Source organism: Pseudoalteromonas sp. Ld19, from assembly GCF_045064135.1.
Taxonomy (GTDB): domain Bacteria; phylum Pseudomonadota; class Gammaproteobacteria; order Enterobacterales; family Alteromonadaceae; genus Pseudoalteromonas; species Pseudoalteromonas aliena.
Genome location: NZ_JBISHA010000022.1, coordinates 225,596 through 250,299, shown reverse-complemented (window position 1 = coordinate 250,299; position 24,704 = coordinate 225,596). Strand labels below are relative to the sequence as shown.

Here is a 24,704-nt window from a genome sequence, read left to right as displayed (position 1 = left end):
AGCGCTAAATTATTTAGCGTCTAAAAAGCTTTTCAGTAAATCTGAGCGAGAAGGGTGGCGTAATTTACGCAGCGCTTTCGCTTCTATTTGACGAATACGTTCACGTGTTACGTCAAACTGTTTACCTACTTCTTCTAAGGTGTGGTCGGTATTCATATCAATACCAAAACGCATACGCAGTACTTTCGCTTCACGAGCTGTTAGGCCTGCAAGTACATCGTTAGTTGCGCCACGAAGCGACTCCATTGTTGCCGAATCGATTGGCGAATCAATAGTTGTATCTTCGATAAAATCACCTAAGTGAGAATCTTCATCATCACCGATTGGTGTTTCCATTGAAATTGGCTCTTTAGCAATCTTAAGTACCTTACGGATTTTATCCTCAGGCATCATCATGCGTTCTGCTAATTCTTCTGGATTTGGCTCACGACCCATTTCTTGTAACATTTGACGAGAGATACGGTTAAGTTTATTAATCGTTTCAATCATATGTACTGGAATACGGATTGTTCTTGCTTGGTCAGCAATAGAACGAGTAATTGCTTGACGTATCCACCACGTAGCATAAGTAGAGAACTTATAACCACGGCGATATTCAAACTTATCAACCGCTTTCATCAGACCAATGTTACCTTCTTGAATTAAATCCAAGAATTGTAAGCCACGGTTTGTGTATTTTTTAGCAATTGAGATTACAAGACGTAAGTTAGCTTCAACCATTTCTTTTTTCGCACGGCGGGCTTTCGCTTCACCAATGCTCATTCGACGGTTAATGTCTTTAATACGCTCAATGCTTAAACCTGTTGTTTGTTCAATAACAGATAATTTATTAATGCTACGAATGATTTCTGGCTTAACTTCTTCAAGTTTAGCTGAATACTTTTCGTTACCTGAAATTTCTAAATCAACCCAAGAAGCGTCTGTTTCGTTGTTAGCAAAATGCTTAACGAATGTTTTCTTTGGTAATTTAGCAATTTGAACAGCTTGCTTCATGATAAGACGTTCTTGAACGCGAACTCTGTCCATCATTTCACGCATGTTATTTACCATGCGATCAAACTGTTTAGGTATTAATTTAAAGGTCCTGAAAAGCTCACCGATTTCAAATATGGCAGCTTGTGATTCAGGATGCGAACGACCTTTAGCTTCAAATGTATCACGTGCTTTATTGTATAGATCACGTAAGTTTTCAAAATGAATGCGCGCTTCTTCAGGATCTGGCCCTGTGTCTACTTCTTCTTCATCTTCATCGTCGCCATCAATATCGTCTTTATCATCTTTATCATCATCAAGCTGTTTAGCGCTTAATTCTGAACCAATGTTAGTTGCCGAAATTGGCGCTTCATCTTCATTAGGATCAATGAAGCCGACGATAATATCGCTTAAACGCATTTCTTCGGCTTCAAACTTATCCCACTGTTCAAGTAGGTAAGTTATCGCTTCAGGATATTCAGCAACAGAAATTTGTACTTGATTGATACCTTCTTCAATACGTTTAGCGATAACAATCTCGCCCTCACGTGTCAGAAGTTCAACAGTACCCATTTCACGCATATACATGCGCACAGGGTCTGTAGTACGGCCGATTTCTTTTTCTACAGTCGCAAGGGCTGCAGCGGCAGCTTCAGCTGCGTCTTCGTCTGTCGTTGTTTCTTGCATCATTAATTCATCAGCATCAGGCGCGTTTTCGCTAACCTTGATACCCATGTCATTAATCATGCTTATGATATCTTCTACTTGATCTGAGTCTATAATGTCTTGTGGAAGGTGATCATTTACTTCTGCAAAAGTTAAGTAGCCTTGCTCTTTACCCTTTTGAATCAGAAGTTTTAATTGTGACTGAGGAGTTGGATCCATAGAGATTGTTTCTTCCACTCTGATAAGTTGATACAACAGGCGCCATCATGTAGTTTGCATTAAGCTAACTAGAATAATGTGACGCAGTGAATAGCACAGTATAACAGCCTAAATCAAATCTGACTAGGGTCTGTTGGTCTTTCAGGATTAAAGTTTATTCAATCCAAGGGTGGTTTAATCGCGGCGCGAGGTTTGTAACCTAGTGGGCTAAGTAAAAACCGAGCAACAAAGAGTAAACCTCCCTTGGGTCGAACCCAAAGGGCAGCGCGTGTTTGGCATTTATGCTGCGTTATCGCCTATTTATGTGAAATAACCACACTACATAGGCTCTGCCTTGTCTAAATATCAAACACACTGCTGTAAACTTAACCTCGAAAGATAAACAGACCCTAACTGTTAGTAGCTTTTAACGCTGTCATTAACAAATGACATTCAAGTCTTTCGTCGCTATTGAGACCTTGTGTCTTGTCCTTTATTAATAAGGTCTCTAGTCGATAATTTAAACACTGATCTTCAATAAATTTAAAAGTATTTTTAAAAACAGTCTCTAAACGCTCTTCATTTATCTCATGTTGCCACATTGTGAGCTTAATTAGTGGCTCATAGTCTTCAGTTCCTCTGAAAAATTCAAGCAGCTGTGCGGTGGTAATGTTTTCTTTTTCTAATGCTTGTTCTTGTAAGCGCAACAGTAGGCCGATACCAGCGATATTCATTTGCGCTAAGTCGGGCAAATAAGGAATACTTTTAGCTAGTTGTGGGTGTTGAATTAAAATTCCAATGGCTTGGCGCATCGGTGTTATTTTAAATTTTCGCTCAATAGAATGCTGCTGCTTAGGTGTTTTTAAGCGATTATTAAGCTGCTCGCGTGTTCGACCAATTAAACGACCGAGTTGTTCAAGAATATTTTCTTGGTAAAACTCACTGGGTATTTTTTCGATGAGTGGCAGTGCAGCGCTCAGTAGTTTTGCTTTACCTGAATCAAGCGTTAAATCTATTTCTTGGCTTAATTTATTAAACAATACTTTAGTGAAGTCATCAGCTTCACTTAAGCGTTGTTCAAACAGTTCTTTACCTTCCTTTTGCACTAAGGAATCAGGGTCTTCACCATCGGGTAAAAAAGCAAAGTTTAAGGCTTTTCCATCATTCAAATAAGGGAGTGCATTTTCAAGTGCTCGCCAAGCAGCATCACGGCCTGCACGGTCGCCATCGTAACAACAAATAACTTTATCCGTTGTTCTAAAAAGGGTGTGCATGTGCTCGCTTGTTGTTGCAGTACCAAGTGCGGCTACAGCGTATTCTATCCCTTGCTCAGCAAGCGCCACCACATCCATATAGCCTTCAACAATAAGCACATGGTCTAACTTTTTATGGGCTTGTTTTGCCTCGTATAAACCATATAACTCAAAACCTTTATGAAAAATTCGGGTTTCGGGCGAGTTTAGATATTTAGGGCCTTGGTCTGCTTGCATTACACGACCACCAAACGCAACCACACGTCCGCGTTTATCGCGGATTGGGAACATTAAACGATCGCGAAAAAAATCAAACTGTCTGCCTGGTGTTTTTTCTGAAGCGAGCTTTAGCTCAACCAATTGTTCTTTTTGATCTTTATTGCGACCAAGTTGAAGGCATAAACCATCCCATTCACTCGGGGCGTAACCAATCATAAATTTCTTAACTATTGCACCGCTTAAACCACGGCCTTTAACATAGTCAATGACTGCCGCCGAATTGCTGTGGTGTTTTAATTGATGCTGATAAAAGCGCGCTGTATGGAGCATTAAATCGTAGTCAGAGCGTTTTTGCGCTGCGGTACGTTCTGGCGCTGAATTTGTGCCTTGTTCTCGAGGTACTTCTAAATTAAGCATGCTGGCTATTTCTTCAATAGCATCAACAAATTCAAGTTTTTCATATTCCATCACAAACGAAATAGCGTTCCCGTTAGCACCACAGCCAAAGCAATGATAAAACTGTTTATCTTGCGATACAGTGAACGATGGGGATTTTTCGTTATGAAATGGGCAACAAGCTTGATAATCCTTACCTGCTTTTTTTAGACCTACTTTTGAGTCTATCAGGTCGACAATATCGGTTCTGGCAAGTAAATCATCTATAAAGTTACGTGGGATCTTTCCAGCCATTAGTAAAATACAGTCCTGAAATAATAAGAAGAATAACGAATATGAAATTTACTTTTTTATACTTGCTTGATGCAAGATATAACATGCTTTAACTTACCAAAATGATAGCTAAATAAATAGGGAAGCTATCAATAATTTCATTTTAAAGTGGTAAAATTGATGCATTTTTATCAAAGCTAAAAACAAAGAAACCGAGCACAAGGCTCGGTTTACTTCAATCATACTATAATGTATGTGGGCGTATTAGGCAGTTAATCGTTGCTTAATTAAACCAGAGATTTTGCCCATATCGGCGCGACCTTCAGCTTTGCTTTTGATTATACCCATTACTTTACCCATGTCTTGCATACCTGCTGCGTTAGTATCAGCAATAGCCGTGTCAATGAGAGCAATTATTTCTTCTTCACTCAATTGTTGAGGTAAAAAAGTTTCAAGCGCTACTATTTCATTGGCTTCAATATCAGCTAAATCATCACGCCCAGCATCTTTGTACTGAGTGTAAGAGTCACGACGTTGTTTAACAAGCTTCACTATAACGGAGGTAATGTCTGCGTCGTCTAGTGTTATTTGCTCGTCAATTTCACGTTGCTTGATTGCAGCAAGTACCATGCGAATAGGGTTAAGACGTTGTTTGTCTTTAGCTCTCATCGCATCTTTTTGCGCATCTTTTAGCGTTATTAAAAGGCTCATTTATACAAGACCTAATATATTAGTATAATTTAACGCGGCGAGCGTTATCACGAGAAAGTTTTTTCATGTGACGCTTAACAGCAGCAGCTTTTTTACGCTTACGCTCAGCTGTTGGTTTTTCATAGTGCTCGCGACGACGAACTTCTGAAAGGATTCCTGCTTTTTCACATGAACGCTTGAAGCGACGAAGTGCTACGTCAAACGGTTCGTTCTCTCTTACTTTAATTACTGGCATTAAAAATTCACCTACCTAAATTATGAGCGTTGCTCAAGTTGATCAAACATTGATCAAGTGGTTCAAAAATGGTGCGGTATTGTAATCCGAAGCAACACCACATGTAAAGGACAATATTAACAGAAACGCATCATGTAAAATAGTTTTAATTTGCTTGGCGCTGATACAACCTACAGAATACTTGTCCAGCTTTCTTTTCTTTAAGTAACAACCAGTTACTGGGCGCTTCAAATGACTTTAAGTCACTTTCTACTTCAACATAAATTAAAGATTTTGAGTTGAGCCATTGATTTTTTTCTAAAAAAGCACAGCTAGTTTGGGCTAAGTTTTTATGAAAAGGGGGATCAACGAAGACAAGATCAAAAGGGGCATTTAGATTTTTTTGTTCCAAAAACGATAATGTGTTTGTGTTTTTTACGTGCGCATTTTGCAATTTCAACGTCGTTATATTCTGCTCAAGCTGTTTTGCGGCTGATGAATCAAGCTCAATAAGAGTAGCACTCTTAGCAAAGCGAGATAATGCTTCAAAGCCTAAACCGCCGGAGCCGGCAAAGCAATCGAGCACGTTTGTATCTCGTGTATCTTGCATTAACCAATTAAAGACTGTTTCTTTTATGCGGTCTGTGGTCGGGCGAAGACCTTGTACGTCTTTTACTGGAAGCTTTCGACCTCGAAATTGACCACTTATAACTCTAATAAAGCCATCACTCGATGTGTTGGTGTCTTTATTTTTCGCTGTTTTATTTCTCATTTAGCTCACTAAAAAATGGTATCTGGGATCTAGCTCAGATAATATTACAGTAGATTACGTATAGCTTCATTTTTCAACCGCATTAAAAGTGTTACTATTTAACACTTATGTTTTGAACGGTTGTTTGGCTGGCAAATATTGCTGAGCATTTCCAAGCTATTTTCAAATTTTAGTTTATCAGATTTTTATAAGTGGTTATTAGCAAGTATGGCAAAAAAAAGTAAATTCCTGTCTTGGTTAGGTTTTGGTAAGTCAGATGAAAAACAAACAAAAGAAACTAATAACCAACAAACGTTGGCCGAACAACAAGAAACTGAGCGTTTAGAGCAAGCACGTGTTGAAGCTGAAAAAGCAGAGGTTGAGCGTTTAGAACAAGCACGTGTTGAAGCTGAAAAAGCAGAGGCTGAGCGTATAGAACAAGCACGTGTTGAGGCTGAAAAAGCAGAGGTTGAGCGTTTAGATCAAGCACGTGTTGAAGCTGAAAAGCACGCTATTGAACAAGCACATGCAGAGTTATTGGCAAAAGAGCAAGCTGATGCCCAAGCACAACAATTAGAGCAACAACATCGTTTAGCTGAACAAGAAACGCAAATGCGCCTTGAGCGAGAGCGTATTGCAGCCGAACAAGCAGAGAATGCGCGTTTAGAGCAAGCACGTGTTGAAGCTGAACAAGCAGAGAACGATCGTTTAGAGCAAGCACGTGTTGCAGCTGAAAAAGCAGAGAACGATCGTTTAGAGCAAGCACGTGTTGCAGCTGAACAAGCAGAGAACGATCGTTTAGAGCAAGCACGTTTTGCAGCCGAAAAAGCAGAGAACGATCGTTTAGAGCAAGCACGTATTGCCGCTGAACAAGCAGAGAACGATCGTTTAGAGCAAGCACCTATTACCGCTGAACAAGCAGAGAACGAGCGTTTAGAGCAAGCACATATTGCAGCTGAACAAGCAGAGAACGCTCGTTTAGAGCAAGCACGTATTGCAGCCGAACAAGCAGAGAACGATCGTTTAGAGCAAGCACGTATTGCCGCTGAACAAGCAGAGAACGCTCGTTTAGAGCAAGCACGTGTTGAGGCTGAAAAAGCAGAGAACGCTCGTTTAGAGCAAGTACGTATTGCTGCAGAAATAGCAGAGAACGCTCGTTTAGAGCAAGCGCGTGTTGCAGCTGAACAAGCAGAGAACGAGCGTTTAGAGCAAGCGCGTATTGAGGCCGAAAAAGCAGAAAGCGATCGTTTAGAGCAAGCACGTATTACGGCTGAACAAGCAGATAAACCTAAAAAAGAAGGGTTTTTCTCTCGTCTTAAAAAAGGTCTGTTAAAAACTCGTCTCAATATTGGTTCTGGGTTTGCATCAATATTCAGCGGCAAAAAAATAGACGATGATTTATTTGAAGAACTTGAAACCCAACTATTAACTGCCGATTTAGGTGTTGACACTACCATGAAGTTAATCGATCGATTAACTGATGGCGCAAATCGTAAGCAGCTAAAAGATGGTGATGCGCTTTATGAACTGATGAAGCAAGAAATGGCAACCATGCTCAAAACTGCAGAGCAGCCTTTAGTTATACCTGTTGATAAAAAGCCGTTTGTTATATTAATGGTGGGCGTAAATGGTGTAGGTAAAACAACCACTATAGGTAAACTAGCTAAGCAATTTCAAAGTGAAGGCAAGTCAGTTATGTTGGCTGCCGGTGATACATTTAGAGCCGCAGCCGTTGAACAATTACAGGTATGGGGAGAGCGCAATAGTATTCCTGTTATTGCACAGCACACAGGTGCTGATAGCGCGTCTGTTGTTTTTGATGCATTCCAAGCAGCCAAAGCTCGTAAGATTGATGTGTTAATCGCCGATACAGCGGGTCGCTTGCAAAATAAAGATAATTTAATGCAAGAGCTTGAAAAAATAGCACGTGTAATGAAAAAAATAGACCCAGATGCGCCGCATGAAGTGATGTTAACAATAGATGCTGGAACAGGTCAAAATGCTATCAACCAAGTGAATTTGTTTAATCAATGTGTTGGTTTAACGGGCATTACTCTTTCAAAACTTGATGGGACGGCAAAGGGCGGTGTTATTTTTGCTGTGGCTGATAAATTTAATATCCCAATTCGTTATATTGGTGTTGGCGAAAGCATTGATGATTTACGCACTTTTAAGAGTGACGACTTTATTGATGCGCTATTTAGCCAAGATGAGGACGACGTTTAATTTACCAAAAGGGAGCTTGCTCCCTTTTTAATTGCGAGGAATACCAATTGCATTTGTGTTTTTGATGAAGTTGGCATAATAAAAAATGATACATTTTCAGCAAGTAAGTAAAACATATCCAGGAGGGCATCGCGCTCTCGAAAAAGTTAATTTTCATATCAAACAAGGTGAACTGGCGTTTTTAACCGGCCACAGTGGGGCGGGTAAAAGTACGTTATTAAAGTTGATTAGTTTAATGGAGCGCCCATCAGCGGGTAATGTATTTATTAACGGTGTTGATTTAAATAAGGTTAACTCACGCCAAGTTCCTTATGTTCGTCGTGATATTGGCATTATTTTTCAAAATCATCGTTTATTAGAGCGCTATAGCGTATTTGATAACGTAGCATTACCATTAATCATTGAAGGTACTCACCATAACCAAATTTCAAAGCGTGTTCATGCTGCTCTCGATAAGGTGGGTTTAATTGATAAAATAAAATGTCACCCGTCTATGCTTTCAGGAGGCGAGCAGCAACGTGTTGGTATTGCTCGTGCTATTGTAAACTCTCCGCCAATTTTATTAGCCGACGAGCCGACTGGTAATTTGGATCCTGAGCTTTCAATGGAAATTTTGCGATTATTTGAAGACTTTAATAAACACGGTACAACGGTGCTTATTGCTACACACGATTTAGGTTTGGTTGCGCGCATGAAATACAGAAGTTTAACCTTAAAAGAGGGGCGAATGCTTCAAGACCCCTTAGCTGAGGGGGCATTATGAGCTTACTGTTTAAAGGTCGCCATAATAAAAACGAAAAGCAAAAAAAATCTATCTTGGCTGGCGGTTACTTTTTTATTATTAATATTTTTCGCCAAGGCGTGCATAGTCTCGGTGAAATGTGGCGAACCCCTTTGGCATCTTTGATGACAATTGCCGTGCTTGGGTTGAGCTTAACACTACCCGCCACACTTTATTTAGTGGTTAAAAATGTTCAACAAGTCAGTAGTGGGTTTGAAGAAGCGAGCGAAATATCATTGTTTGTAAAAGAAACAATGAACGAGCAACAAACACAAACCTTAGTTAAACGACTGGCACTTTACCCAGAAATTGAAAGTGTGACGTTTATTTCAAAGCAGCAAGCGCTGACAGAATTTAAAGATGTGTCAGGGTTTGGGCAAGCGTTAGAGTACTTAGATAGTAATCCACTTCCTGATGTTGTGCTTATAACGCCAACTAAGCGCCATAGTCAACCTAACGCAGCTAAAGCGCTTTTAACCAAGCTTGAAAATGAGCGTGAGGTTGATTTTGGTAAGCTAGATATAGCTTGGTTAGAGCGTTTAAATGCACTCCTTAGCTTACTAAAAGAAAGTGTAATAACAATCACGCTACTATTATTGACTTCGGTTACGCTTATTATTGGTAATACTATTCGTTTATCTATTATGGATAAAAAAGAAGAAATACAAGTAATGAAACTGGTAGGGGCTACCAATACATTTATTCATGCGCCATTTTTATGGACTGGTATTTGGTATGGCGTTATTGGCGGGTTATTCGCTTTTGTATCGGTGGCTTTGATGATGTGGTGGCTATCTTCTGCCGTAAGTACTGTTGCAGGGGTTTATCAAACTAGTTTTTCGTTGATTGGCTTGTCATTAAAAGAATTTGGATTTTTGGTTTTACTTGCAACAAGCTTAGGCTTTATTGGCTCATACCTTTCTGTAAATCGTTATATTAAAGAAATAGAACCTGACAAAGTATAAGTGAACCAACCCAGCTCGATATGCGTATGTTGTTGAGCTGGGTTATACCTCCCATTATTAAAACTGTCATAATTTTGTACTATTCTCCATTTTAAGTAATGAGTTGTAAACGATGTGCTGCGCTAAGGTTAAGCCCTTACAGTGCCTTAATTCATCACTTATTCAGTCGCTTATAGTAGACTTAGACAACGCTAAAAACCTCTTGATTTATGATTCTAAAAAAGTTTTAAATTGGGGTTAGCACTCTTAGGTAAAGAGTGCTAAGATGGTTTCAAATGTTTATCACCGAGGTGAAAAATGAGTAAAGATTTATACGCAATGGCACTTACAGTCGGACAACAAAGCGCAAGCATGGACGGTTACCTTCAAGCGGTAAGCACTATCCCTATGCTTAAAGTTGAAGAAGAGCAAGAGCTTGCCAAGAGGCTTCAGGAAGAAGGCGATCTTAGTGCTGCAAAGCAACTCATTATGTCGCATTTACGTTTTGTAGCGCATATTGCTAAAAGCTACTCGGGTTATGGTTTGCCACAAGCAGACTTAATTCAAGAGGGCAACATTGGCCTGATGAAAGCGGTAAAGCGTTTCGACCCTACCGTAGGTGTTCGTCTAGTATCGTTTGCAGTGCATTGGATTAAAGCAGAAATTCATGAGTTCGTGCTTAAAAATTGGCGTATTGTTAAAGTTGCAACGACTAAAGCACAACGTAAATTATTTTTTAATCTGCGCAAAAACAAAAAACGTTTAGGTTGGTTTAACCAAGCTGAAGTGAGCACTGTGGCAAGCGAGTTAGGTGTAAGTGAAAAAGAAGTTCGTGAAATGGAATCGCGTATGAGCGGCCAAGACATGGGCTTTGACTTAACTGGTGATGATGACGATAACGCACCAACAAGTACTTATTCACCTGTACAATACTTGACCGACGGCGCAGCTGATTTAGCTGATGATGTTGAACAACAACAGTGGAAAGAACAGGCGCATACGCGTTTATTTAGCGCCCTTAAAACACTCGATGAACGCTCGCAAGACATTGTTAGTGCACGTTGGTTGTCTGACGACAAGGCAACTCTTCAAGAGCTTGCACAAAAGTACAGCGTATCTGCTGAGCGTGTTCGTCAGCTTGAAAAAACAGCGATGAAAAAGCTACAAAGCGCTATGAGCTAATAGTGATTTGAGCAACAAATTTTAAAAGCCCTGCATGAAAATGCGGGGCTTTTTTGTTTTTGTATAGGTTGCTTTGAGGCAGTAAAGTCAGTTGAAATAAGCTGAGCAGGTGCGCATAAACTATAGCGACCCGCTAATTTTTTCGATTTTTAAATGTGCTATTACATAGGAGGGTTTCACAATGTCATCAGTGCCTACAAATAAAGATGAATTGTATCAAGCGATAAAACTAAACTCTGAAAAAATACTTGAAGATTACTTATCAATTCCAAAAGAGTATGCACATAAAAATGGTATCGAGGGTAATGTTAAAGGAGCGATAATTAATGTTGCAGATACACTCGCTTACCTTATTGGTTGGGGCCAGCTAGTGTTAAAGTGGCACCAATTAAAGTCAGAAGGTTCTGATGTTGATTTTCCAGAGACTGGGTATAAATGGAATGAGTTAGGTCAATTGGCTCAATGCTTTCAATCACAGTTTAAAAGCTGGTCATATAGTCATTTGATTTTAGAGTTTAAAGTGACAATAGCTAAAATATTATCGCTTATAGAGTCCTTAGATAATCATAGTCTTTATGACACTGCTTGGTATGAAAAATATACGCTAGGTAAAATGATCCAGCTAAATACATCTTCACCCATGAAAAACATGCGCATAAAAGTGAGGCGGTTTAAGAAAATCAATCAAATATAGCAGTAGATCGTATGATATTTAAAATTTAAATATTCAGTACCTTTTAAGTGTTATTTTTTTATTTTCACTTATTGCTTGCTACATTATTTCACTCAACTTTACCTAGGGCGTGTTGACCTTTGTGGATTGAAATTTGTTCAATCTGGGGCGATTTAATCGCGGCGCGAGGTTTGGCATTTATGCTGCGTTATCGCCTATTTATGGGGAGTAACCACACGACATAGGCTCTGCCTTGCCTAAAACCAAACAGCCTGCTGCAAAATCAATCACGAAAGGTCAACGAGTCCTAGCACTTATTCTTTTGCCCTCGGCCTGTGCGAGTTGAATATATTTATGTTCGACCAGCTGTGAAACTGGCACAAGTTCGAAACCTTGCTCTGATAGTTGTGGCAATACTTTGCGTAAAAAGGCAATTGTTTCTGGGTAGGGGTGAGCAATTGCAATAGCAAAATTATGCTTAGTGGCTTGCTGTTTTAACTCATCAAACCTCAGTTGTAATTGTTCTGCAGTGGTTATGTTGTCTAAGAATACTTGGCGGCTAATATTGGCTACACCTAAAAAGTTAGCGGCATTTTGAGCTTGGCTTAAATCAGTAGTGCGACTATCTAAAAAATATAAATGACGTTTTTTGAGAACCTCCATAGTCCACTTCATGGCTTGGCTTTGTTGCGTAAGTGCTGAGCCCATATGATTATTAACCCCCTTAACTTGTGGCAAGCTCGCTAAAGCTGTGCCTAGCGTTTGCTGAAGCTGCTCTTTAGTCATATTTAGTGTAAGTGCGCCTGGGCCTAGCTCTTTATCATTTAGCGCCTGCATAGGGACGTGAAGTAATAACTCTTTATTTGATTGGCTAGCAAGCGTTGCAAAAATTTGTGAATAAGGTGTGTGAGGTAAAATTGAATATGACAATTGCCCAGGCAGAGTTAAAAATTCCAAGTCCCGTTGGTGATAGCCTATATCGTCAATCACTATTGCTATTTGTTTAGCCTTTACATCTATTGATGCAAAGTAAAATATCAACAAAAATGATGTTATTATTTTTATATTTATAGTTTTCACTTTATAATTTTTATTATCTTTAGGCTCAGTAAGTCGCTCTAAATAAAACGATATTATTGCATGCTGAGTAATTGTTTTGCTTTAACTAATTGCAAATCAGCTAGATTACTTACAGGTAATTGCTGAGTGCTTTTAGTTTGTTCGTTTTTTATTATAACGGCTTTATTGTTTTGTGAAAGGTTTGTTTGATTAATCGCCACATCGGGTGTTATTCCTACGCCATCAATTGATTTTCCTGACGGTGTAAAGTACTTCGCGGTGGTAAGTTTTAAGGCTGTATCTCCATTACCGAGGGGAATGAGTGATTGTACAGAGCCTTTACCAAAAGATTGATTTCCTACAACGGTTGCACGATTATTATCTTTTAAAGCCGCCGCTAAAATTTCAGCCGCTGAAGCTGAATTTTCATTTATCAGCACTACAATGGGGGCGCCTTTTAATACATCACCTCGTTTAGCGTAAAAAGTTTTATTTGCATCAAAAAAGCGACCTTTAGTTGTAACAATAGTGCCGCTTTGTAGAAACATATCAGATACGGCAATCGCACTTTGCAGTGTACCGCCGGGGTTATCTCGCAAATCAATAACAAGCCCCTTAAGTGAGTCATCATAATAGTTTTGCATTGCTGTAATTTGCAAAGCAACTTCTTGCAGTGTGTTATTAGAAAAAGTGTGAATGGCTAAATAACCAGTGCCAGAATCTAAGACTTTGCTTGTAGCACTTTTTAAATTTATTAGTGTTCGAGCAACGTTAAAAGATATATAAGCTTTACTTGTTTGGCGTTGTACGGTTAAGTTTATATCACTAAAGTTGCTATTTCTTATTCGTGTGGCGACTTCGTCAAGTGTCAAATTTTCAACGATTTCGTTATTAACACTTATGATAATATCGCTGGCTAAAATACCGGCTTTTTTGGCGGGAGAGTTACTTACGACGTCTACGATGGTTATTTTGTCTTTAATACTTTTAACTTCAATTCCAAGACCCGTATAGTGGCCATTAGTGTTGTTAAATAGAGCGGTGAGTTCATGCTCGTCTAGGTATTTGGAGTAAGGATCGAGTTTTGAGTACAAGCGTTCAAATTGCTGAGTGCTGTATTCTATGTGTTGGCTGTTTTGTAAGGCCAAATCGTCAACGTAATAGGTGTGTATATTAAATAAAATCTCATCTATTTGTTGGCTTTTTAATTCTTTTACTGAGCTAGCTAGAGCCTGGCTAAATGAAAAAATAAAACTAAATAAAAGCAGACTCATTATCAAGCCTGCATACATTGTTTTTGAATGGTTTGTAGTGGCGGTTTTATTTATCATCAGCTGCTCCAGAGCGGCGCAGCGGTTTATTCAATTAAATGCGTCTGCACCATTTTACAGGATTTACTGCGCGTCCTTTGTGGCGTATTTCAAAGTATAGACCAGAATTTGCTTGTCCGCCGCTTTGACCAACTAAGGCTAACGTTTCGCCTTCACGCACCATATCGCCAACATCTTTGAGAAGCGTTTGTGCGTGTCCATATAAGCTCATAAAGCCTTCGCCATGATCTACAACAATCACCCAGCCATAGCCTTTCAACCAATCAGCAAAGACCACTTGACCATTATGCACGCTGTTAACATTAGCGCCTTCTACAGCCCCAATCAGCACTCCCTTCCAATCAATGCCGCCATGCTTTCGTTGACCAAATGTGTGCTGCAACTTACCTTTGCTTGGCCAATCTAGTTTTCCTTTGCTTTTATTAAGGCCGAGCAATTCAATTTTTTGTGTTTTTTCTTTTTCGAGTTCTTCGATAGTCGAGATTAAGGTTTGCTGGTTTTCTTTTAAATAGTTAATCGAATCTTTGGTACCGCTAAGTTGTGCTTTGAGGTTGTTAAAATTCGCTTTTCGATCACTTTGGGCTGCAATTAATGCGGTTTGACGTCGTTTTTGTTCGTCATGTAGCTCAATTAGTTGTTGCTCTGTTTTTGCAAGTTCAATTTGATTCTGGGCAATTTGCTGCTGCAGTACTTTTAGCTCTTCAATTTGCTTTATTCGGGCTTTATTTAGATAGTTATAATAACTAAGTGTACGCTCAAACTTAGCTGTGTCTTCTTGATTTAGCATCATTTTAGAGTAGTCATCGCCACCAGCCATGTAGGCACTTTTTAATTGTGCGGCTAAAATACGTTGAAACTGGGCATGCTTTTCATCGAGCTGCTGTGCTTTTTGTTGCTGCTGCTTTTGTTGCTGTTGGGCTTTTTTAACTGCTTGTTCTGCCATATTCAGTGCTTTAGCATTTTTAGCGATATCTAGTTCGTGGCTTTTGAGACTTGTTTGTAATTTAGCAATTTTTTTACGTTGCTCATTGTATTCGGCTTGGCTTTGGTTAAGAGCCTGTTGGACTTCTGATAAGTCCTTTTTAGTACGGTCTTCATTAGCGACAGCAGGAGCTGTCGCCAATGAAGCAAGTATTAAAGTGTATTGAATTAATAGATTAATGCGTCTATTCATGTGTTATTTCAGTGTCATGATAGGTGTGCCAGTCATTTCACTTGGCTGCTTCATACCCATTAAGTGCAGCATTGTGGGCGCTACATCGCTCAATGCCTTATCTGCTGATGGGGTTGCATCACGACCTACATAAATAAATGGTACAGGTTCGCTAGTATGTGCTGTATGCGCTTGTCCCGTTTTAAGGTTAGCCATTTGCTCGGCATTACCGTGATCAGCTGTTATTAATGCTTCGCCACCAAACTCTTCAAGTGCACTGATAACACGGCCAATGCAAATGTCTACTGCTTCGCAGGCTTTAACGGCAGCTTCAAATACACCAGAGTGACCAACCATATCGCCGTTAGGGTAGTTACAAATAATAGCGTCGTATTTACCACTTTTAATTGCTTCAACGAGTTTATCGGTTAACATTTCTGAGTTCATTTCAGGTTGTAGATCGTATGTTGCTACTTGCGGCGAAGGGATAAGCTCGCGTGTTTCGCCTTCAAATTCGTTTTCGCGGCCACCACTAAAGAAAAATGTTACATGGGCATATTTTTCGGTTTCAGAAATACGCAGCTGTGTTTTGCCATTTTTTTCAAACCATTCGCCTAAAACATTAACTAAAGGCGTAGGGCCAAACGCAACGGGTGCATTAATATCAGCAGCGTATTCGGTCATCATTACAAAAGCACTAAGTTTAGGTGTTTTTGTTTTAGTGAAGCCATCAAAGCTAGGTTCAACAAAAGCGCGCGTAATTTCGCGAGCTCTGTCGGCTCTAAAGTTTGCAAAAATGACAGTGTCGCCATCGTTTATTGTTACTGGGGTTGCGCCTTCTGGGGAGATGGTTGTAGCGGCGACAAATTCATCGTTTTCATCGCGTTCGTAAGCTGCTGCAAGAGCAGCAACGCCGTTGTCATAACTATAGTCACCCTCACCTAGGGTCATTACGTTATACGCTTTTTCTACGCGGTTCCAACGGTTGTCTCTGTCCATTGCATAATAACGGCCAATTAGCGAGGCTAAGCGGCCGCATTTAAGCTCACTAAATAATGCTTCGATTCGTTCGATAGAGGTTTTGGCACTGCGCGGCGGTGTGTCGCGGCCATCTAAAAATGCGTGAAAATATACGTTTTTTGCACCGCGCTTTGCTGCAAGTTCAATACTTGCGACTATATGATCTTCGTGGCTATGTACGCCGCCAGGGCTTAATAACCCCATAATATGAACTGCTTTGCCTGCCTTTACAGCCTTATCTATATTTTCAACAAGTGCAGGCGTTGAATCAAATTCACCATCGTTAATTGCTTTAGTAATACGAGTGAAATCTTGATAAACGACACGTCCAGCGCCTAAATTTACATGGCCAACTTCTGAATTTCCCATTTGTCCATCAGGAAGACCAACATCAAAACCCGAAGCTGAAATTAATGTGTGTGGGCGTGTAGCCCATAAATTGTCTAATACCGGCGTGTTTGCTGCTAAAATAGCGTTACTTTGCTCATCTTCGCGATATCCCCAACCATCTAAAATCATTAATACCAGTGGTTTTTTATGTTCTGTCATAATAGTTCCTGAATAATTAACACCTGTCTGGCTTTAGCATACCGTGTTTTGTAGCTAGAATCAGCAATCAAAACAGCATATTAAAAATTTTCATAATACGGTATAAAGTAAAGTTGTTAATGTGTGCTTGGTGAGTAGCATGCAGGGGGATTTATGTGCTTTTAAACCGCCGTAAACTCGCATTTTAAGTTGGTTTGGGTATACTTGCGTGGCTAAAGTCTAAAATATCTAAAACATAGCGTTTTAGGATGTAATTTATAGTGGAAGTCGAATGGATCAATATATTGAATTTATCACCAATCACCCCATTTTAAGCCTTGCTTGGGTTGGTATTGTATTTCTTATTGTTAGTGGCTGGATAAAAAGTAAGTTTTCAGCTGTACGTCAAATAAATCCTCAGCAACTTACGTTACTTATTAACCGTGAAGATGGTCAAGTAATCGATATGCGTGCGCAAAAAGAGTTTAATAATGGGCGTATTTCTGGTGCTGAACACTTAAGCCCAGAGAATGCGAAGAAATCTGACTTTTCAAGCCTTGAAAAGTACAAGACTAAACCCATTATAGTGGTATGTACTACAGGTATGACTGCCCAAGGTACTGCAACCGCTATGAGCAAAGCAGGTTTTGAACGTGTCTATGTATTAGCTGGGGGCATGGGGGCGTGGCAATCTGCGAGCCTACCAACCACAACAGGTCGCTAATCATTTTAGCTAGACCGATAGAGGATTTATTATGAGTAATGTTGTTTTATATACTAAGGCGTATTGTCCATTTTGCCAGCGCGCTCTTTCGCTACTAAATAGCAAAGGTGTTGAGTACACTAATATTGATATTGGTGTTCAGCCTGAGTTACGCGATGAAATGATTGCAAAAGCGGGTGGGGCAAGCACAGTACCGCAAATTTTTATTAATGATGAACATATCGGTGGCTGCGACGACATGATGGCTATTGAAGCGCAAGGTAAACTTGACGCTAAGCTAAGCGCTTAATTTAATTATAATAACGAACAAGTTAGGAATAACAATGAACGAAGAAACTCAAGATGTAGCAGCTCAAGAAAGTGGCGCACAATTTACAATTCAACGTATTTACACTAAAGATGTATCTTTTGAAACACCAAATTCACCAGCTATTTTTCAAAAAGAATGGACGCCAGAAGTTAAGCTAGACTTAGATACTCGTTCTAATAAATTAGACGAAGGTGTATTTGAAGTTGTTTTAGCGCTAACTGTAACCGCTTCACTTGGCGAAGAAACTGCGTTTTTATGTGAAATTCAACAAGCAGGTATTTTTACTATTGCTGACGTTGAAGAGGTGCAACTTGCACACATGCTAGGTGCATTTTGTCCTAACGTGTTATTCCCATATGCGCGTGAAGCAGTATCAAACCTTGTTAACCGTGGTACTTTTCCACAGCTTAACCTTGCGCCAGTTAATTTTGACGCATTGTTTGCACAGTACATGCAACAACGTACTGCGCCAGCTGACCAGGTTACAGCAGACGCATAATTTATGAGTACAGCAACGACAGCTGTTACTGTATTAGGGGCGGGGTCTTATGGCACCGCCCTTGCTATTTGTTTAGCCCGAAATGGTCACAATGTGACGCTTTGGGGGCGCAATAGCGACGACGTTGCCACGCTTGCAGCTGAGCGGAAAAATCAACGTTACTTACCCGATGCTCCTTTCCCTGATACTCTTTTTCTTGAAGCCGATTTACAGCGTGCCGTTGCTAGTAGCGCTATTGTGCTTGTTGTTGTGCCAAGCCATGCATTTGGCGATACACTTGCGCAGATAAAGCCTGCATTGCAAGAAGGTGTAAAAGTTGCTTGGGCGACCAAAGGGCTTGAGCCAAACACGGGGCGCTTATTACAGGAAGTTGCTTTACAAGAGTTAGGTGATGGTATTCCATTAGCGGTACTTTCGGGTCCTACATTTGCAAAAGAGATGGCGATGGGATCACCGACTGCTATTTCTGTATCTTCCACGTCTCCTGAATTTGCTCAGCAGTTAGCTGATTTACTTCATTGTGGCCGCTCATTCCGTGTGTATAACAATGATGATTTTATTGGTATACAGCTAGGCGGTGCGGTTAAAAATGTTATTGCAATTGGTGCTGGTATCTCAGACGGGGTAGGTTTTGGCGCTAATGCACGAACTGCACTCATTACACGTGGTCTTGCAGAGTTATCGCGTTTAGGCTGCGCTCTTGGCGCAAAACCAGAAACCTTTATGGGAATGGCAGGTCTTGGTGATTTAATTTTAACCTGTACTGATAATCAATCACGTAATCGTCGATTTGGTTTAGCACTAGGTAAAGGCGAAAGTGTCGATGCTGCTATTGAGTCAATTGGTCAAGTAGTTGAAGGCTTTAGAAATACCAAGGAAGTGTATTTGCTTGCACAGCGTACTGGTGTCGAAATGCCAATTACTGAGCAAATCTATAAAGTTCTTTATGAAAATAAAGATATGAAAGAAGCTGCAATGGCGTTATTAGGCCGAGAGCAACGTTCAGAATAAAAATAAGCCTTCCAGTTCAATTATGTACTGTAAGGCTTATTATTTCAGGTTTTAAAAATACTTACCGACTTTTTCAGTTGCAGGGCCAGTGTTTTCATATCTTCTGAGTATGTTTGAACTTGTTCAATTTTCCCCATACTGTTTTGACCCGCAGAGACGACCTCATTAATATTTTTACTCAAGTCCTCAGCAACCGCGCTTTGTTCGGATACAGCACTAGAAATATGACTCGACATATGTGTAATTGATTCTATCACTTCAGATATATTTGAAATCAATTCGCTGGCTGTACTTGCCGCACTCATGCTTTCTTGGCTCATATTTTTACTTAAACTCATAACATTTACAGCTGATTGTGATCCCTGTTGTAGTTTATTTATTGTTTCATGGATCTCAGCCGTGCTTGTCTGTGTTCTGCTCGCTAAAGATCTTACTTCATCAGCTACTACAGCAAATCCACGGCCTTGTTCACCGGCTCTGGCAGCTTCAATCGCGGCATTTAATGCAAGTAAGTTCGTTTGCTCTGCTATTGCCTGAATAACATCTAGCATAGATACAATGCCCTGCACGCTATCTTCAAGGCTACCTATAACCGTTGATGCTTCATCGAGTTGAGCAGCTAATCTCTCTATTGAGTTAATTGAGCTTAAAAAGGCATCATGCACCTTTTTAGCATCTACATTTGCTGTTTCAGCAGAGCTTAGCGTCAACTTAGCATTACTTTCAATTTCTACTGCCGATGACGCCATTTGTGTAATTGCAGTGGCAATTTGATCTGTTTCCGACTGCTGCTCTGTCAAATAGCGAAAACCTTCACTGCTAACATCAGAGATGCTACCAGCAACGTTAAACGAATCCTCAACGGAAAGCTTAACATCGTTAATCAGCTCGGCTATTTTATGTTCAAACTGATTAAATGAAGCCGCAAGTTTTCCTATTTCGTCATTACGGCGAACAATTATTTGTTGAGTTAAATCACCATCTCCATTGGCAATAGTTGCCATTTTTTCAGCAACTTCAGATAAAGGTTGAGCAACTAATTTTTTAAAAATATAAACTAAAACGGCGCCTAAAATAGTCACTAGGAGTAAAACTTTAATGATTGAAAATATAGCCAACTCAAGCAGTGCCGCTTCAATGTGACTAAATTCGACATAAAGGTTAATTTTGCCAACTTTATTTTGCGTTCCGGCATCATCATAAAACAATTCATTTTGTACCATTGACGGTGTTTCAGCCCCGTCGGTTTCAACAAAAAGTTGTCCGTTAGTATCATATATAGTGATTTTTGATATATTTTGAGATGCAACTTCCGCATTGATTAACTTTTTAGCTAGTTCATCTTGAAAATTCCACATCGCATTGGGCAGTGATAGCCCAATGCGTTCTTTTGTCAGATTAATCTCATTATCAAGCTTTAGTTTTAATTGGCTACTTTGTGCAGTGTAATCATAAACACCAAAGCAAAGTAAAACAAAAACCATTGCGCTTAATGTAGTAATAACCAGTCTAAATAAAATTGAACGAGTCAAAATAGCCCCTTACTTAAGGTAGTTTGCCATAATGGTATTAACATCGATTTTTGCTAGTCCTTGATTATAAATTGTTTGCCATTTTTGTCCTTCTGCATCATTTCTAAAGGCAATGTATAGCTTTTTATCTTCTAATAACGTTGTATTCATGGCTACTTTACTTTTTATTCCTGCTAAAGACTTATCTGTAGCTAGTAAATACTTAAGCACATTGGCATCAATCACCGCAGCATCAATTCGTCCAGCAGCTACTTTTTTAATGTTTAGGACATCAGAAGGTGCTGCGTCGCCTTTAATTGTGCCAGAAGCTATCATGTCATCAAGCTCCTTAGTGTTGACATAATCTTGTACAACACCAATACGTTTACCTGAAAGGTCATTCACCGATGAAAAGGTTATTGGCTTAGCGCTATTTTGCACAAGGCCGAGCGGACCAGTGCCAGTTGCATCAGAAAAAATAAAATCACTGGTTTCGTGCATATATTCTGGAAAGTATCCAACATATTTTGAATTTGCTTGTAAGGCCGAATTTACTGCACGAGACCAAGGATAGAAGTCAACAATAAGCTCATGCCCTTCAGCCTTAAATGCAGCTTTTGCAACGGCTACAGATGCGCCTTGTTGTTCTAATGATTTATCAGAATAAGGTGGCCAAGCCAGTGATGTTAAATGCACTGTTTCAGCAGCGACGAAATTAGAAAAAGTAATAAAAATAAATAGTAATGTAATTTTCATGTATAAACCCTTAGAAATTAAATGTTCTTGAAACGGTTATTAGTAAAGTTGTATCGCCGTATGTTTCTAAATTTGTACCTTCATAGCCTGCAGCCAAATTCAAATCACTCCATGTATAATTTGCGGTTATACCCAATGCATCTAGTTATCGTCGAAGCTTAAAGAATCAGCACTTAAGCTAATTGAGAATACATTATTAATTGGAATATTGTGCGTCCAGCCTCTGTAGTAAAATCATCCCATGCGTACCAAAATTAAGGTTAGTAGTGCAAAAATTGAATTTAGCATAAGTTTTGATGTAATCATAATGGGAACTGAATTTATCACCCGAGTATGTCTATTGTGCAATATCAATACCTAGATTAATTAAACCGGTTAAGCTTGTGTAATAGCCAATATAAGCATCTGCTTCTATATCTGTACATTCTTGAGTTTGACTAACGCCATTAAATAAGTAATCAGACGCAAACGGAGTGGGCTAAAAGTAACGAATAATAAAAAAGTTTTCCCATAGAGTTTTAACTATAAGTAAATAACTGTATGAGAATGAGCTTAGTTCAATAATTATATTTATGAGAAACGTACAAGAAAAAAATTAGCGAATATTAGGCGTGTTGAGCTTTCTTGACTTTGCAGCTGTATGTTTGGTTTTTAGGTAATGCAGAGCCTATGTGGTGTGGTTATTCCCCATAAATAGGCGATAACGGAGCATAAATGCCAAACATGTGCTGCCCTTTGGGTTTTTATAGGGACGATTAAATGTTAATTGCTTCAGTTCGTAGGACGAATTGTTCTACTAATATTCATTAAAAATAGTATTGAACAACTCTTTATTGTTGGCCCAGCTTTGGGCTTAGGAAATAATAGATTGATGATTTAGCCAAGGGCTTTAATTTTTACTTATGATATGCCTTGGCTTAAATGTAATAAAGGATCTAAAGCACTATTGTGCGTTAGGAAAGCCTAATTGACGCCACGATTCATAAACAAATACAGCGACTGCATTTGATAGGTTCATGCTGCGGCTATTGGCTTGCATAGGAATGCGTACACGTTGCTCATTTGGCAGTGCTTGGATCATATCATCTGGAAGACCACGAGTTTCAGGGCCAAATACAAGGCAATCACCCGCTTCGTAACTTGCTTGATGATGAAATTGGCTACCTTTGGTGGTGCATGCATATACTTTTTTAGGTTTACATTTTTCAAGGTAATCTTCAAATGAGGCATGACGCTGAACATGGCTAAACTCGTGATAATCAAGGCCAGCACGTTTTACACGTTTATCGTCCCACTCAAAGCCCAGCGGTTCAATTAAGTGCAGCGAATAACCTGTATTTGCGCACAAGCGAATAATATTACCCGTATTAGGCGGTATTTCAGGTTGGTATAAAACGATATCCAGCATAGTGAGCCTTTTCAATAATCTAAAGTTTAACGATGTGCAGTATACACGAAACCCTCAAAAAAAATGATATACTCAAATTATTGAATACATCTATTTAGCGGATAAAAACGTGCATAACCGTAGTTACGAATTTTGGGTTAAAACTTCCAGTATTGTTACCATGGTCATGGTTAGTTTGATGATTGCTGCAAAAACGTGGGCATGGCTAGCATCGGGGTCTGCGTCAATGCTTGGCTCGTTAACCGACTCACTAATGGATATTACGGCCACGGCGATGAGCTTTTTGGTTTTAGGCTACGCGCTGCGCCCAGCTGATGACGACCATCGATTTGGTCATGGCAAAGCCGAAGCCATAGCGGGGCTTGGGCAAGCTGCATTTATTGCTGGCTCCGCTTGTTTACTTGCATTTCATGGTGTTGAGCGCTTGTTTAATCCCGTTGTTCTTAGCCATTCTCTTCTCGGTGTTTGGGTAAGTATTTTTGCCATTGCGTGTACTTTAGTTATCGTATTTGTACAAAATAAAGTGATTAAATATACAGACTCAATCGCAATTAAGGCCGATTCTGTGCATTACAAAGGCGATTTGATTTTAAATGCTGCTGTGTTACTCGCTATTTTATTAGCTTATTACGGGGTGATGTATGCCGATCCACTCTTTGCAATTGGTGTAGCCGGCTACTTAATTTATAACAGTTGGGATATTGCTCGTGATAGTGCCGACCACTTAATGGATAAAGAGCTGCCAGATGATGAAAAACAAAGCATATTTGACATAGCCAAGGCGCATACTGATGTGCATGGTGTACATGGTATTCGTACTCGCCAAGGCGGCAAAATTAAGTTTATTCAAATGCATTTAGAGCTTGATGATAACTTAAGTTTAATTCGCGCACATAATGTAGCTGATGAAGTTGAAGCATTGATAACCAAAGAGTTTGAGTCACAGGTCGATATTTTAATCCACCTCGATCCATTGTCGGTAATTGTTAAGCCGTCACCGACTCACAAAACTGATACAAGCTTGTAAGCAGAGGTTTGCGTATTTCATCACGTTCAAAGAACAGTTCGTGCTTCGCGCCAGTAAAGCTTTCTAATACCGCGTTGTCGTGCCGGTTTGCCAATTTATAGTGTGCATTGTTGTCGACTATCTCGTCGTTTTGCGCGCTGGCAATATACAGCGGAATGGATACGTTTAATGTATCCATCGACGATATAAATGCAAACGTAGCATTTAACCAGCCATAAGTAACACCACCAAGCTGTAGTAACGGCTCTTCATGATAGGTTTTTCTAAATAACTCGTAACGTTCAAGGCTACTGGTTAGTGTATTTAACGCAAATTCATCGGCAGTGTAATCGGTTTGTCCTAGCGCATAAGTGTTTTTAAAGCCAAGTTGTGTTGCTGTACTTGCAACGAATTTAGCTAAAGGTTTTGGTATGCCTTTAGTGTAAATGTCGAGCATAGGGGCTGAGAAAAATGCGCCACTAAAATTGTGTTTAAAATGTGCAAGATACTCAAACGCGACGGCTCCACCCATAGAATGGCTCACCAACACCTTACTCCCTTGCCAATGAGCATCTACAACCCGCTTATTAAATAAATTTAGATCAGCACTGTAATCTTTAAATTGGTTAACATGGCCTTTATGTTTATTTTTTAGCTGTCGGTAAGAGCGACCTTGCCCTTGATGATCGGCGATAAACACCGCAAAATTATTGTTATAAAGCTCCCACAACAATTCTTTATATTTATCTAATCCTTCAAGACGTCCTGCGCTGATAACAATTGCAGTGTGTGCATTATTAGGCAAAGCATAGGCATAAAATAGTTGCCCGCTAGGAGTCTCTAAATAAGCTTTAATGAGTGTTTTGGTATAAAAGTTATTAATCGTTAATTGATTACTTTGCAGGTCGTGCTCACTACTATAAAACATG

Annotated in this window: 23 protein-coding genes; 10 read left to right on the top strand and 13 right to left on the bottom strand. The window is 39.6% G+C overall.

The annotated features are described in order from the left end of the window. Positions 1 to 9: 9 nt before the first annotated feature. The 5 genes from rpoD to rsmD form a co-directional block, all read right to left on the bottom strand. Positions 10 to 1,857 (bottom strand): RNA polymerase sigma factor RpoD, encoded by a 1,848-nt coding sequence (rpoD, locus tag ACJJVZ_RS17995; RefSeq protein ID WP_077536874.1) that lies wholly within the window; start codon positions 1,855 to 1,857, stop codon positions 10 to 12. A gap of 389 nt (positions 1,858 to 2,246) precedes the next feature. Beyond that, positions 2,247 to 3,998 carry a DNA primase gene (dnaG, locus tag ACJJVZ_RS17990; protein ID WP_077536875.1) on the bottom strand — a complete coding sequence of 584 codons (1,752 nt, stop codon included), beginning with the start codon at positions 3,996 to 3,998 and terminating at the stop codon, positions 2,247 to 2,249. 243 nt (positions 3,999 to 4,241) lie between these two features. Next, on the bottom strand, positions 4,242 to 4,688 hold the full coding sequence (locus tag ACJJVZ_RS17985; protein WP_193154916.1) for a GatB/YqeY domain-containing protein: 447 nt from the start codon (positions 4,686 to 4,688) through the stop codon (positions 4,242 to 4,244). Positions 4,689 to 4,707: 19 nt separating this feature from the next. Then, entirely contained in the window at positions 4,708 to 4,923 is a 216-nt protein-coding gene (gene rpsU, locus ACJJVZ_RS17980) for a 30S ribosomal protein S21 (protein ID WP_002957797.1), read from the bottom strand. Between the two features lie 145 nt (positions 4,924 to 5,068). Further along, a complete protein-coding gene (gene rsmD / locus ACJJVZ_RS17975) occupies positions 5,069 to 5,674 on the bottom strand; it encodes a 16S rRNA (guanine(966)-N(2))-methyltransferase RsmD (RefSeq protein ID WP_273050039.1) in 606 nt (201 codons plus the stop codon). 207 nt (positions 5,675 to 5,881) lie between these two features. Between rsmD and ftsY the strand changes: the two genes are divergently transcribed. The 5 genes from ftsY to ACJJVZ_RS17950 all read left to right on the top strand — a co-directional run bounded on the left by ftsY (position 5,882) and on the right by ACJJVZ_RS17950 (position 11,480). Then, positions 5,882 to 7,879 (top strand): signal recognition particle-docking protein FtsY, encoded by a 1,998-nt coding sequence (gene ftsY / locus ACJJVZ_RS17970; RefSeq protein ID WP_405602460.1) that lies wholly within the window; start codon positions 5,882 to 5,884, stop codon positions 7,877 to 7,879. Between the two features lie 85 nt (positions 7,880 to 7,964). After that, positions 7,965 to 8,642 (top strand): cell division ATP-binding protein FtsE, encoded by a 678-nt coding sequence (ftsE, locus tag ACJJVZ_RS17965; RefSeq protein ID WP_405602458.1) that lies wholly within the window; start codon positions 7,965 to 7,967, stop codon positions 8,640 to 8,642. Continuing rightward, positions 8,639 to 9,625 (top strand): permease-like cell division protein FtsX, encoded by a 987-nt coding sequence (gene ftsX, locus ACJJVZ_RS17960; RefSeq protein ID WP_405602455.1) that lies wholly within the window; start codon positions 8,639 to 8,641, stop codon positions 9,623 to 9,625. Before ftsE ends, ftsX begins: the two co-directional genes overlap by 4 nt. A gap of 297 nt (positions 9,626 to 9,922) precedes the next feature. Then, positions 9,923 to 10,786: an RNA polymerase sigma factor RpoH gene (gene rpoH, locus ACJJVZ_RS17955; RefSeq protein ID WP_077536880.1), complete on the top strand. Its 864-nt coding sequence runs from the start codon at positions 9,923 to 9,925 to the stop codon at positions 10,784 to 10,786. Between the two features lie 181 nt (positions 10,787 to 10,967). Continuing rightward, positions 10,968 to 11,480, top strand: coding sequence for a ClbS/DfsB family four-helix bundle protein (locus ACJJVZ_RS17950; protein WP_405602453.1), 513 nt, complete (start codon positions 10,968 to 10,970; stop codon positions 11,478 to 11,480). Positions 11,481 to 11,756: 276 nt separating this feature from the next. Here ACJJVZ_RS17950 and ACJJVZ_RS17945 read toward each other — a convergent pair whose 3' ends face one another. The 4 genes from ACJJVZ_RS17945 to gpmM all read right to left on the bottom strand — a co-directional run bounded on the left by ACJJVZ_RS17945 (position 11,757) and on the right by gpmM (position 16,571). Then, positions 11,757 to 12,524 carry a divergent polysaccharide deacetylase family protein gene (locus tag ACJJVZ_RS17945; protein WP_405602702.1) on the bottom strand — a complete coding sequence of 256 codons (768 nt, stop codon included), beginning with the start codon at positions 12,522 to 12,524 and terminating at the stop codon, positions 11,757 to 11,759. Between the two features lie 68 nt (positions 12,525 to 12,592). After that, a complete protein-coding gene (locus tag ACJJVZ_RS17940) occupies positions 12,593 to 13,849 on the bottom strand; it encodes a S41 family peptidase (protein WP_405602451.1) in 1,257 nt (418 codons plus the stop codon). Positions 13,850 to 13,883: 34 nt separating this feature from the next. Continuing rightward, positions 13,884 to 15,023: a murein hydrolase activator EnvC family protein gene (locus ACJJVZ_RS17935; RefSeq protein ID WP_405602449.1), complete on the bottom strand. Its 1,140-nt coding sequence runs from the start codon at positions 15,021 to 15,023 to the stop codon at positions 13,884 to 13,886. A 3-nt stretch (positions 15,024 to 15,026) separates the two neighbouring features. Further along, a complete protein-coding gene (gpmM, locus tag ACJJVZ_RS17930) occupies positions 15,027 to 16,571 on the bottom strand; it encodes a 2,3-bisphosphoglycerate-independent phosphoglycerate mutase (RefSeq protein ID WP_273047985.1) in 1,545 nt (514 codons plus the stop codon). Positions 16,572 to 16,842: 271 nt separating this feature from the next. Between gpmM and ACJJVZ_RS17925 the strand changes: the two genes are divergently transcribed. The 4 genes from ACJJVZ_RS17925 to gpsA are packed head-to-tail and all read left to right on the top strand — an operon-like array spanning position 16,843 to position 19,094. After that, positions 16,843 to 17,274, top strand: coding sequence for a rhodanese-like domain-containing protein (locus tag ACJJVZ_RS17925; RefSeq protein WP_077536885.1), 432 nt, complete (start codon positions 16,843 to 16,845; stop codon positions 17,272 to 17,274). Positions 17,275 to 17,305: 31 nt separating this feature from the next. After that, entirely contained in the window at positions 17,306 to 17,563 is a 258-nt protein-coding gene (gene grxC, locus ACJJVZ_RS17920) for a glutaredoxin 3 (RefSeq protein WP_077536886.1), read from the top strand. A 34-nt stretch (positions 17,564 to 17,597) separates the two neighbouring features. Next, positions 17,598 to 18,083, top strand: a complete 486-nt coding sequence (gene secB / locus ACJJVZ_RS17915) for a protein-export chaperone SecB (protein ID WP_077536887.1) — start codon at positions 17,598 to 17,600, stop codon at positions 18,081 to 18,083. Positions 18,084 to 18,086: 3 nt separating this feature from the next. Further along, positions 18,087 to 19,094, top strand: a complete 1,008-nt coding sequence (gpsA, locus tag ACJJVZ_RS17910) for an NAD(P)H-dependent glycerol-3-phosphate dehydrogenase (RefSeq protein WP_077536888.1) — start codon at positions 18,087 to 18,089, stop codon at positions 19,092 to 19,094. Between the two features lie 44 nt (positions 19,095 to 19,138). Here the strand turns inward: gpsA and ACJJVZ_RS17905 are convergent, their stop codons facing one another. From ACJJVZ_RS17905 to trmL, 3 genes are all read right to left on the bottom strand, one after another. Continuing rightward, on the bottom strand, positions 19,139 to 20,626 hold the full coding sequence (locus ACJJVZ_RS17905; RefSeq protein WP_182700989.1) for a methyl-accepting chemotaxis protein: 1,488 nt from the start codon (positions 20,624 to 20,626) through the stop codon (positions 19,139 to 19,141). 9 nt (positions 20,627 to 20,635) lie between these two features. Continuing rightward, positions 20,636 to 21,361, bottom strand: a complete 726-nt coding sequence (locus tag ACJJVZ_RS17900) for an ABC transporter substrate-binding protein (RefSeq protein WP_077536890.1) — start codon at positions 21,359 to 21,361, stop codon at positions 20,636 to 20,638. 943 nt (positions 21,362 to 22,304) lie between these two features. After that, a complete protein-coding gene (gene trmL / locus ACJJVZ_RS17895; RefSeq protein WP_077536891.1) occupies positions 22,305 to 22,769 on the bottom strand; it encodes a tRNA (uridine(34)/cytosine(34)/5-carboxymethylaminomethyluridine(34)-2'-O)-methyltransferase TrmL in 465 nt (154 codons plus the stop codon). Between the two features lie 160 nt (positions 22,770 to 22,929). Between trmL and ACJJVZ_RS17890 the strand changes: the two genes are divergently transcribed. Next, entirely contained in the window at positions 22,930 to 23,796 is an 867-nt protein-coding gene (locus ACJJVZ_RS17890) for a cation diffusion facilitator family transporter (RefSeq protein WP_405602700.1), read from the top strand. Here the strand turns inward: ACJJVZ_RS17890 and ACJJVZ_RS17885 are convergent. After that, complete coding sequence (locus ACJJVZ_RS17885) at positions 23,756 to 24,703, bottom strand: alpha/beta fold hydrolase (RefSeq protein WP_273047976.1); 948 nt, start codon at positions 24,701 to 24,703, stop codon at positions 23,756 to 23,758. The genes ACJJVZ_RS17890 and ACJJVZ_RS17885 overlap by 41 nt on opposite strands. Position 24,704 lies beyond the last annotated feature (1 nt).

What these genes read in the sequence shown, in the direction of transcription:
- grxC (WP_077536886.1), top strand. Translation starts at nt 17,306, where the DNA reads ATGAGTAATGTTGTTTTATATACTAAGGCGTATTGTCCATTTTGCCAG.
- gpsA (WP_077536888.1), top strand. Translation starts at nt 18,087, where the DNA reads ATGAGTACAGCAACGACAGCTGTTACTGTATTAGGGGCGGGGTCTTAT.
- rpoD (WP_077536874.1), bottom strand. Translation starts at nt 1,857, where the DNA reads ATGGATCCAACTCCTCAGTCACAATTAAAACTTCTGATTCAAAAGGGT.
- ACJJVZ_RS17985 (WP_193154916.1), bottom strand. Translation starts at nt 4,688, where the DNA reads ATGAGCCTTTTAATAACGCTAAAAGATGCGCAAAAAGATGCGATGAGA.
- ACJJVZ_RS17885 (WP_273047976.1), bottom strand. Translation starts at nt 24,703, where the DNA reads ATGTTTTATAGTAGTGAGCACGACCTGCAAAGTAATCAATTAACGATT.
- ACJJVZ_RS17950 (WP_405602453.1), top strand. Translation starts at nt 10,968, where the DNA reads ATGTCATCAGTGCCTACAAATAAAGATGAATTGTATCAAGCGATAAAA.
- gpmM (WP_273047985.1), bottom strand. Translation starts at nt 16,571, where the DNA reads ATGACAGAACATAAAAAACCACTGGTATTAATGATTTTAGATGGTTGG.
- rpsU (WP_002957797.1), bottom strand. Translation starts at nt 4,923, where the DNA reads ATGCCAGTAATTAAAGTAAGAGAGAACGAACCGTTTGACGTAGCACTT.
- trmL (WP_077536891.1), bottom strand. Translation starts at nt 22,769, where the DNA reads ATGCTGGATATCGTTTTATACCAACCTGAAATACCGCCTAATACGGGT.
- ACJJVZ_RS17900 (WP_077536890.1), bottom strand. Translation starts at nt 21,361, where the DNA reads ATGAAAATTACATTACTATTTATTTTTATTACTTTTTCTAATTTCGTC.
- ACJJVZ_RS17935 (WP_405602449.1), bottom strand. Translation starts at nt 15,023, where the DNA reads ATGAATAGACGCATTAATCTATTAATTCAATACACTTTAATACTTGCT.
- ACJJVZ_RS17925 (WP_077536885.1), top strand. Translation starts at nt 16,843, where the DNA reads ATGGATCAATATATTGAATTTATCACCAATCACCCCATTTTAAGCCTT.
- ACJJVZ_RS17940 (WP_405602451.1), bottom strand. Translation starts at nt 13,849, where the DNA reads ATGATAAATAAAACCGCCACTACAAACCATTCAAAAACAATGTATGCA.
- rpoH (WP_077536880.1), top strand. Translation starts at nt 9,923, where the DNA reads ATGAGTAAAGATTTATACGCAATGGCACTTACAGTCGGACAACAAAGC.
- dnaG (WP_077536875.1), bottom strand. Translation starts at nt 3,998, where the DNA reads ATGGCTGGAAAGATCCCACGTAACTTTATAGATGATTTACTTGCCAGA.
- rsmD (WP_273050039.1), bottom strand. Translation starts at nt 5,674, where the DNA reads ATGAGAAATAAAACAGCGAAAAATAAAGACACCAACACATCGAGTGAT.
- ftsX (WP_405602455.1), top strand. Translation starts at nt 8,639, where the DNA reads ATGAGCTTACTGTTTAAAGGTCGCCATAATAAAAACGAAAAGCAAAAA.
- ACJJVZ_RS17890 (WP_405602700.1), top strand. Translation starts at nt 22,930, where the DNA reads ATGGTCATGGTTAGTTTGATGATTGCTGCAAAAACGTGGGCATGGCTA.
- ftsY (WP_405602460.1), top strand. Translation starts at nt 5,882, where the DNA reads ATGGCAAAAAAAAGTAAATTCCTGTCTTGGTTAGGTTTTGGTAAGTCA.
- secB (WP_077536887.1), top strand. Translation starts at nt 17,598, where the DNA reads ATGAACGAAGAAACTCAAGATGTAGCAGCTCAAGAAAGTGGCGCACAA.
- ftsE (WP_405602458.1), top strand. Translation starts at nt 7,965, where the DNA reads ATGATACATTTTCAGCAAGTAAGTAAAACATATCCAGGAGGGCATCGC.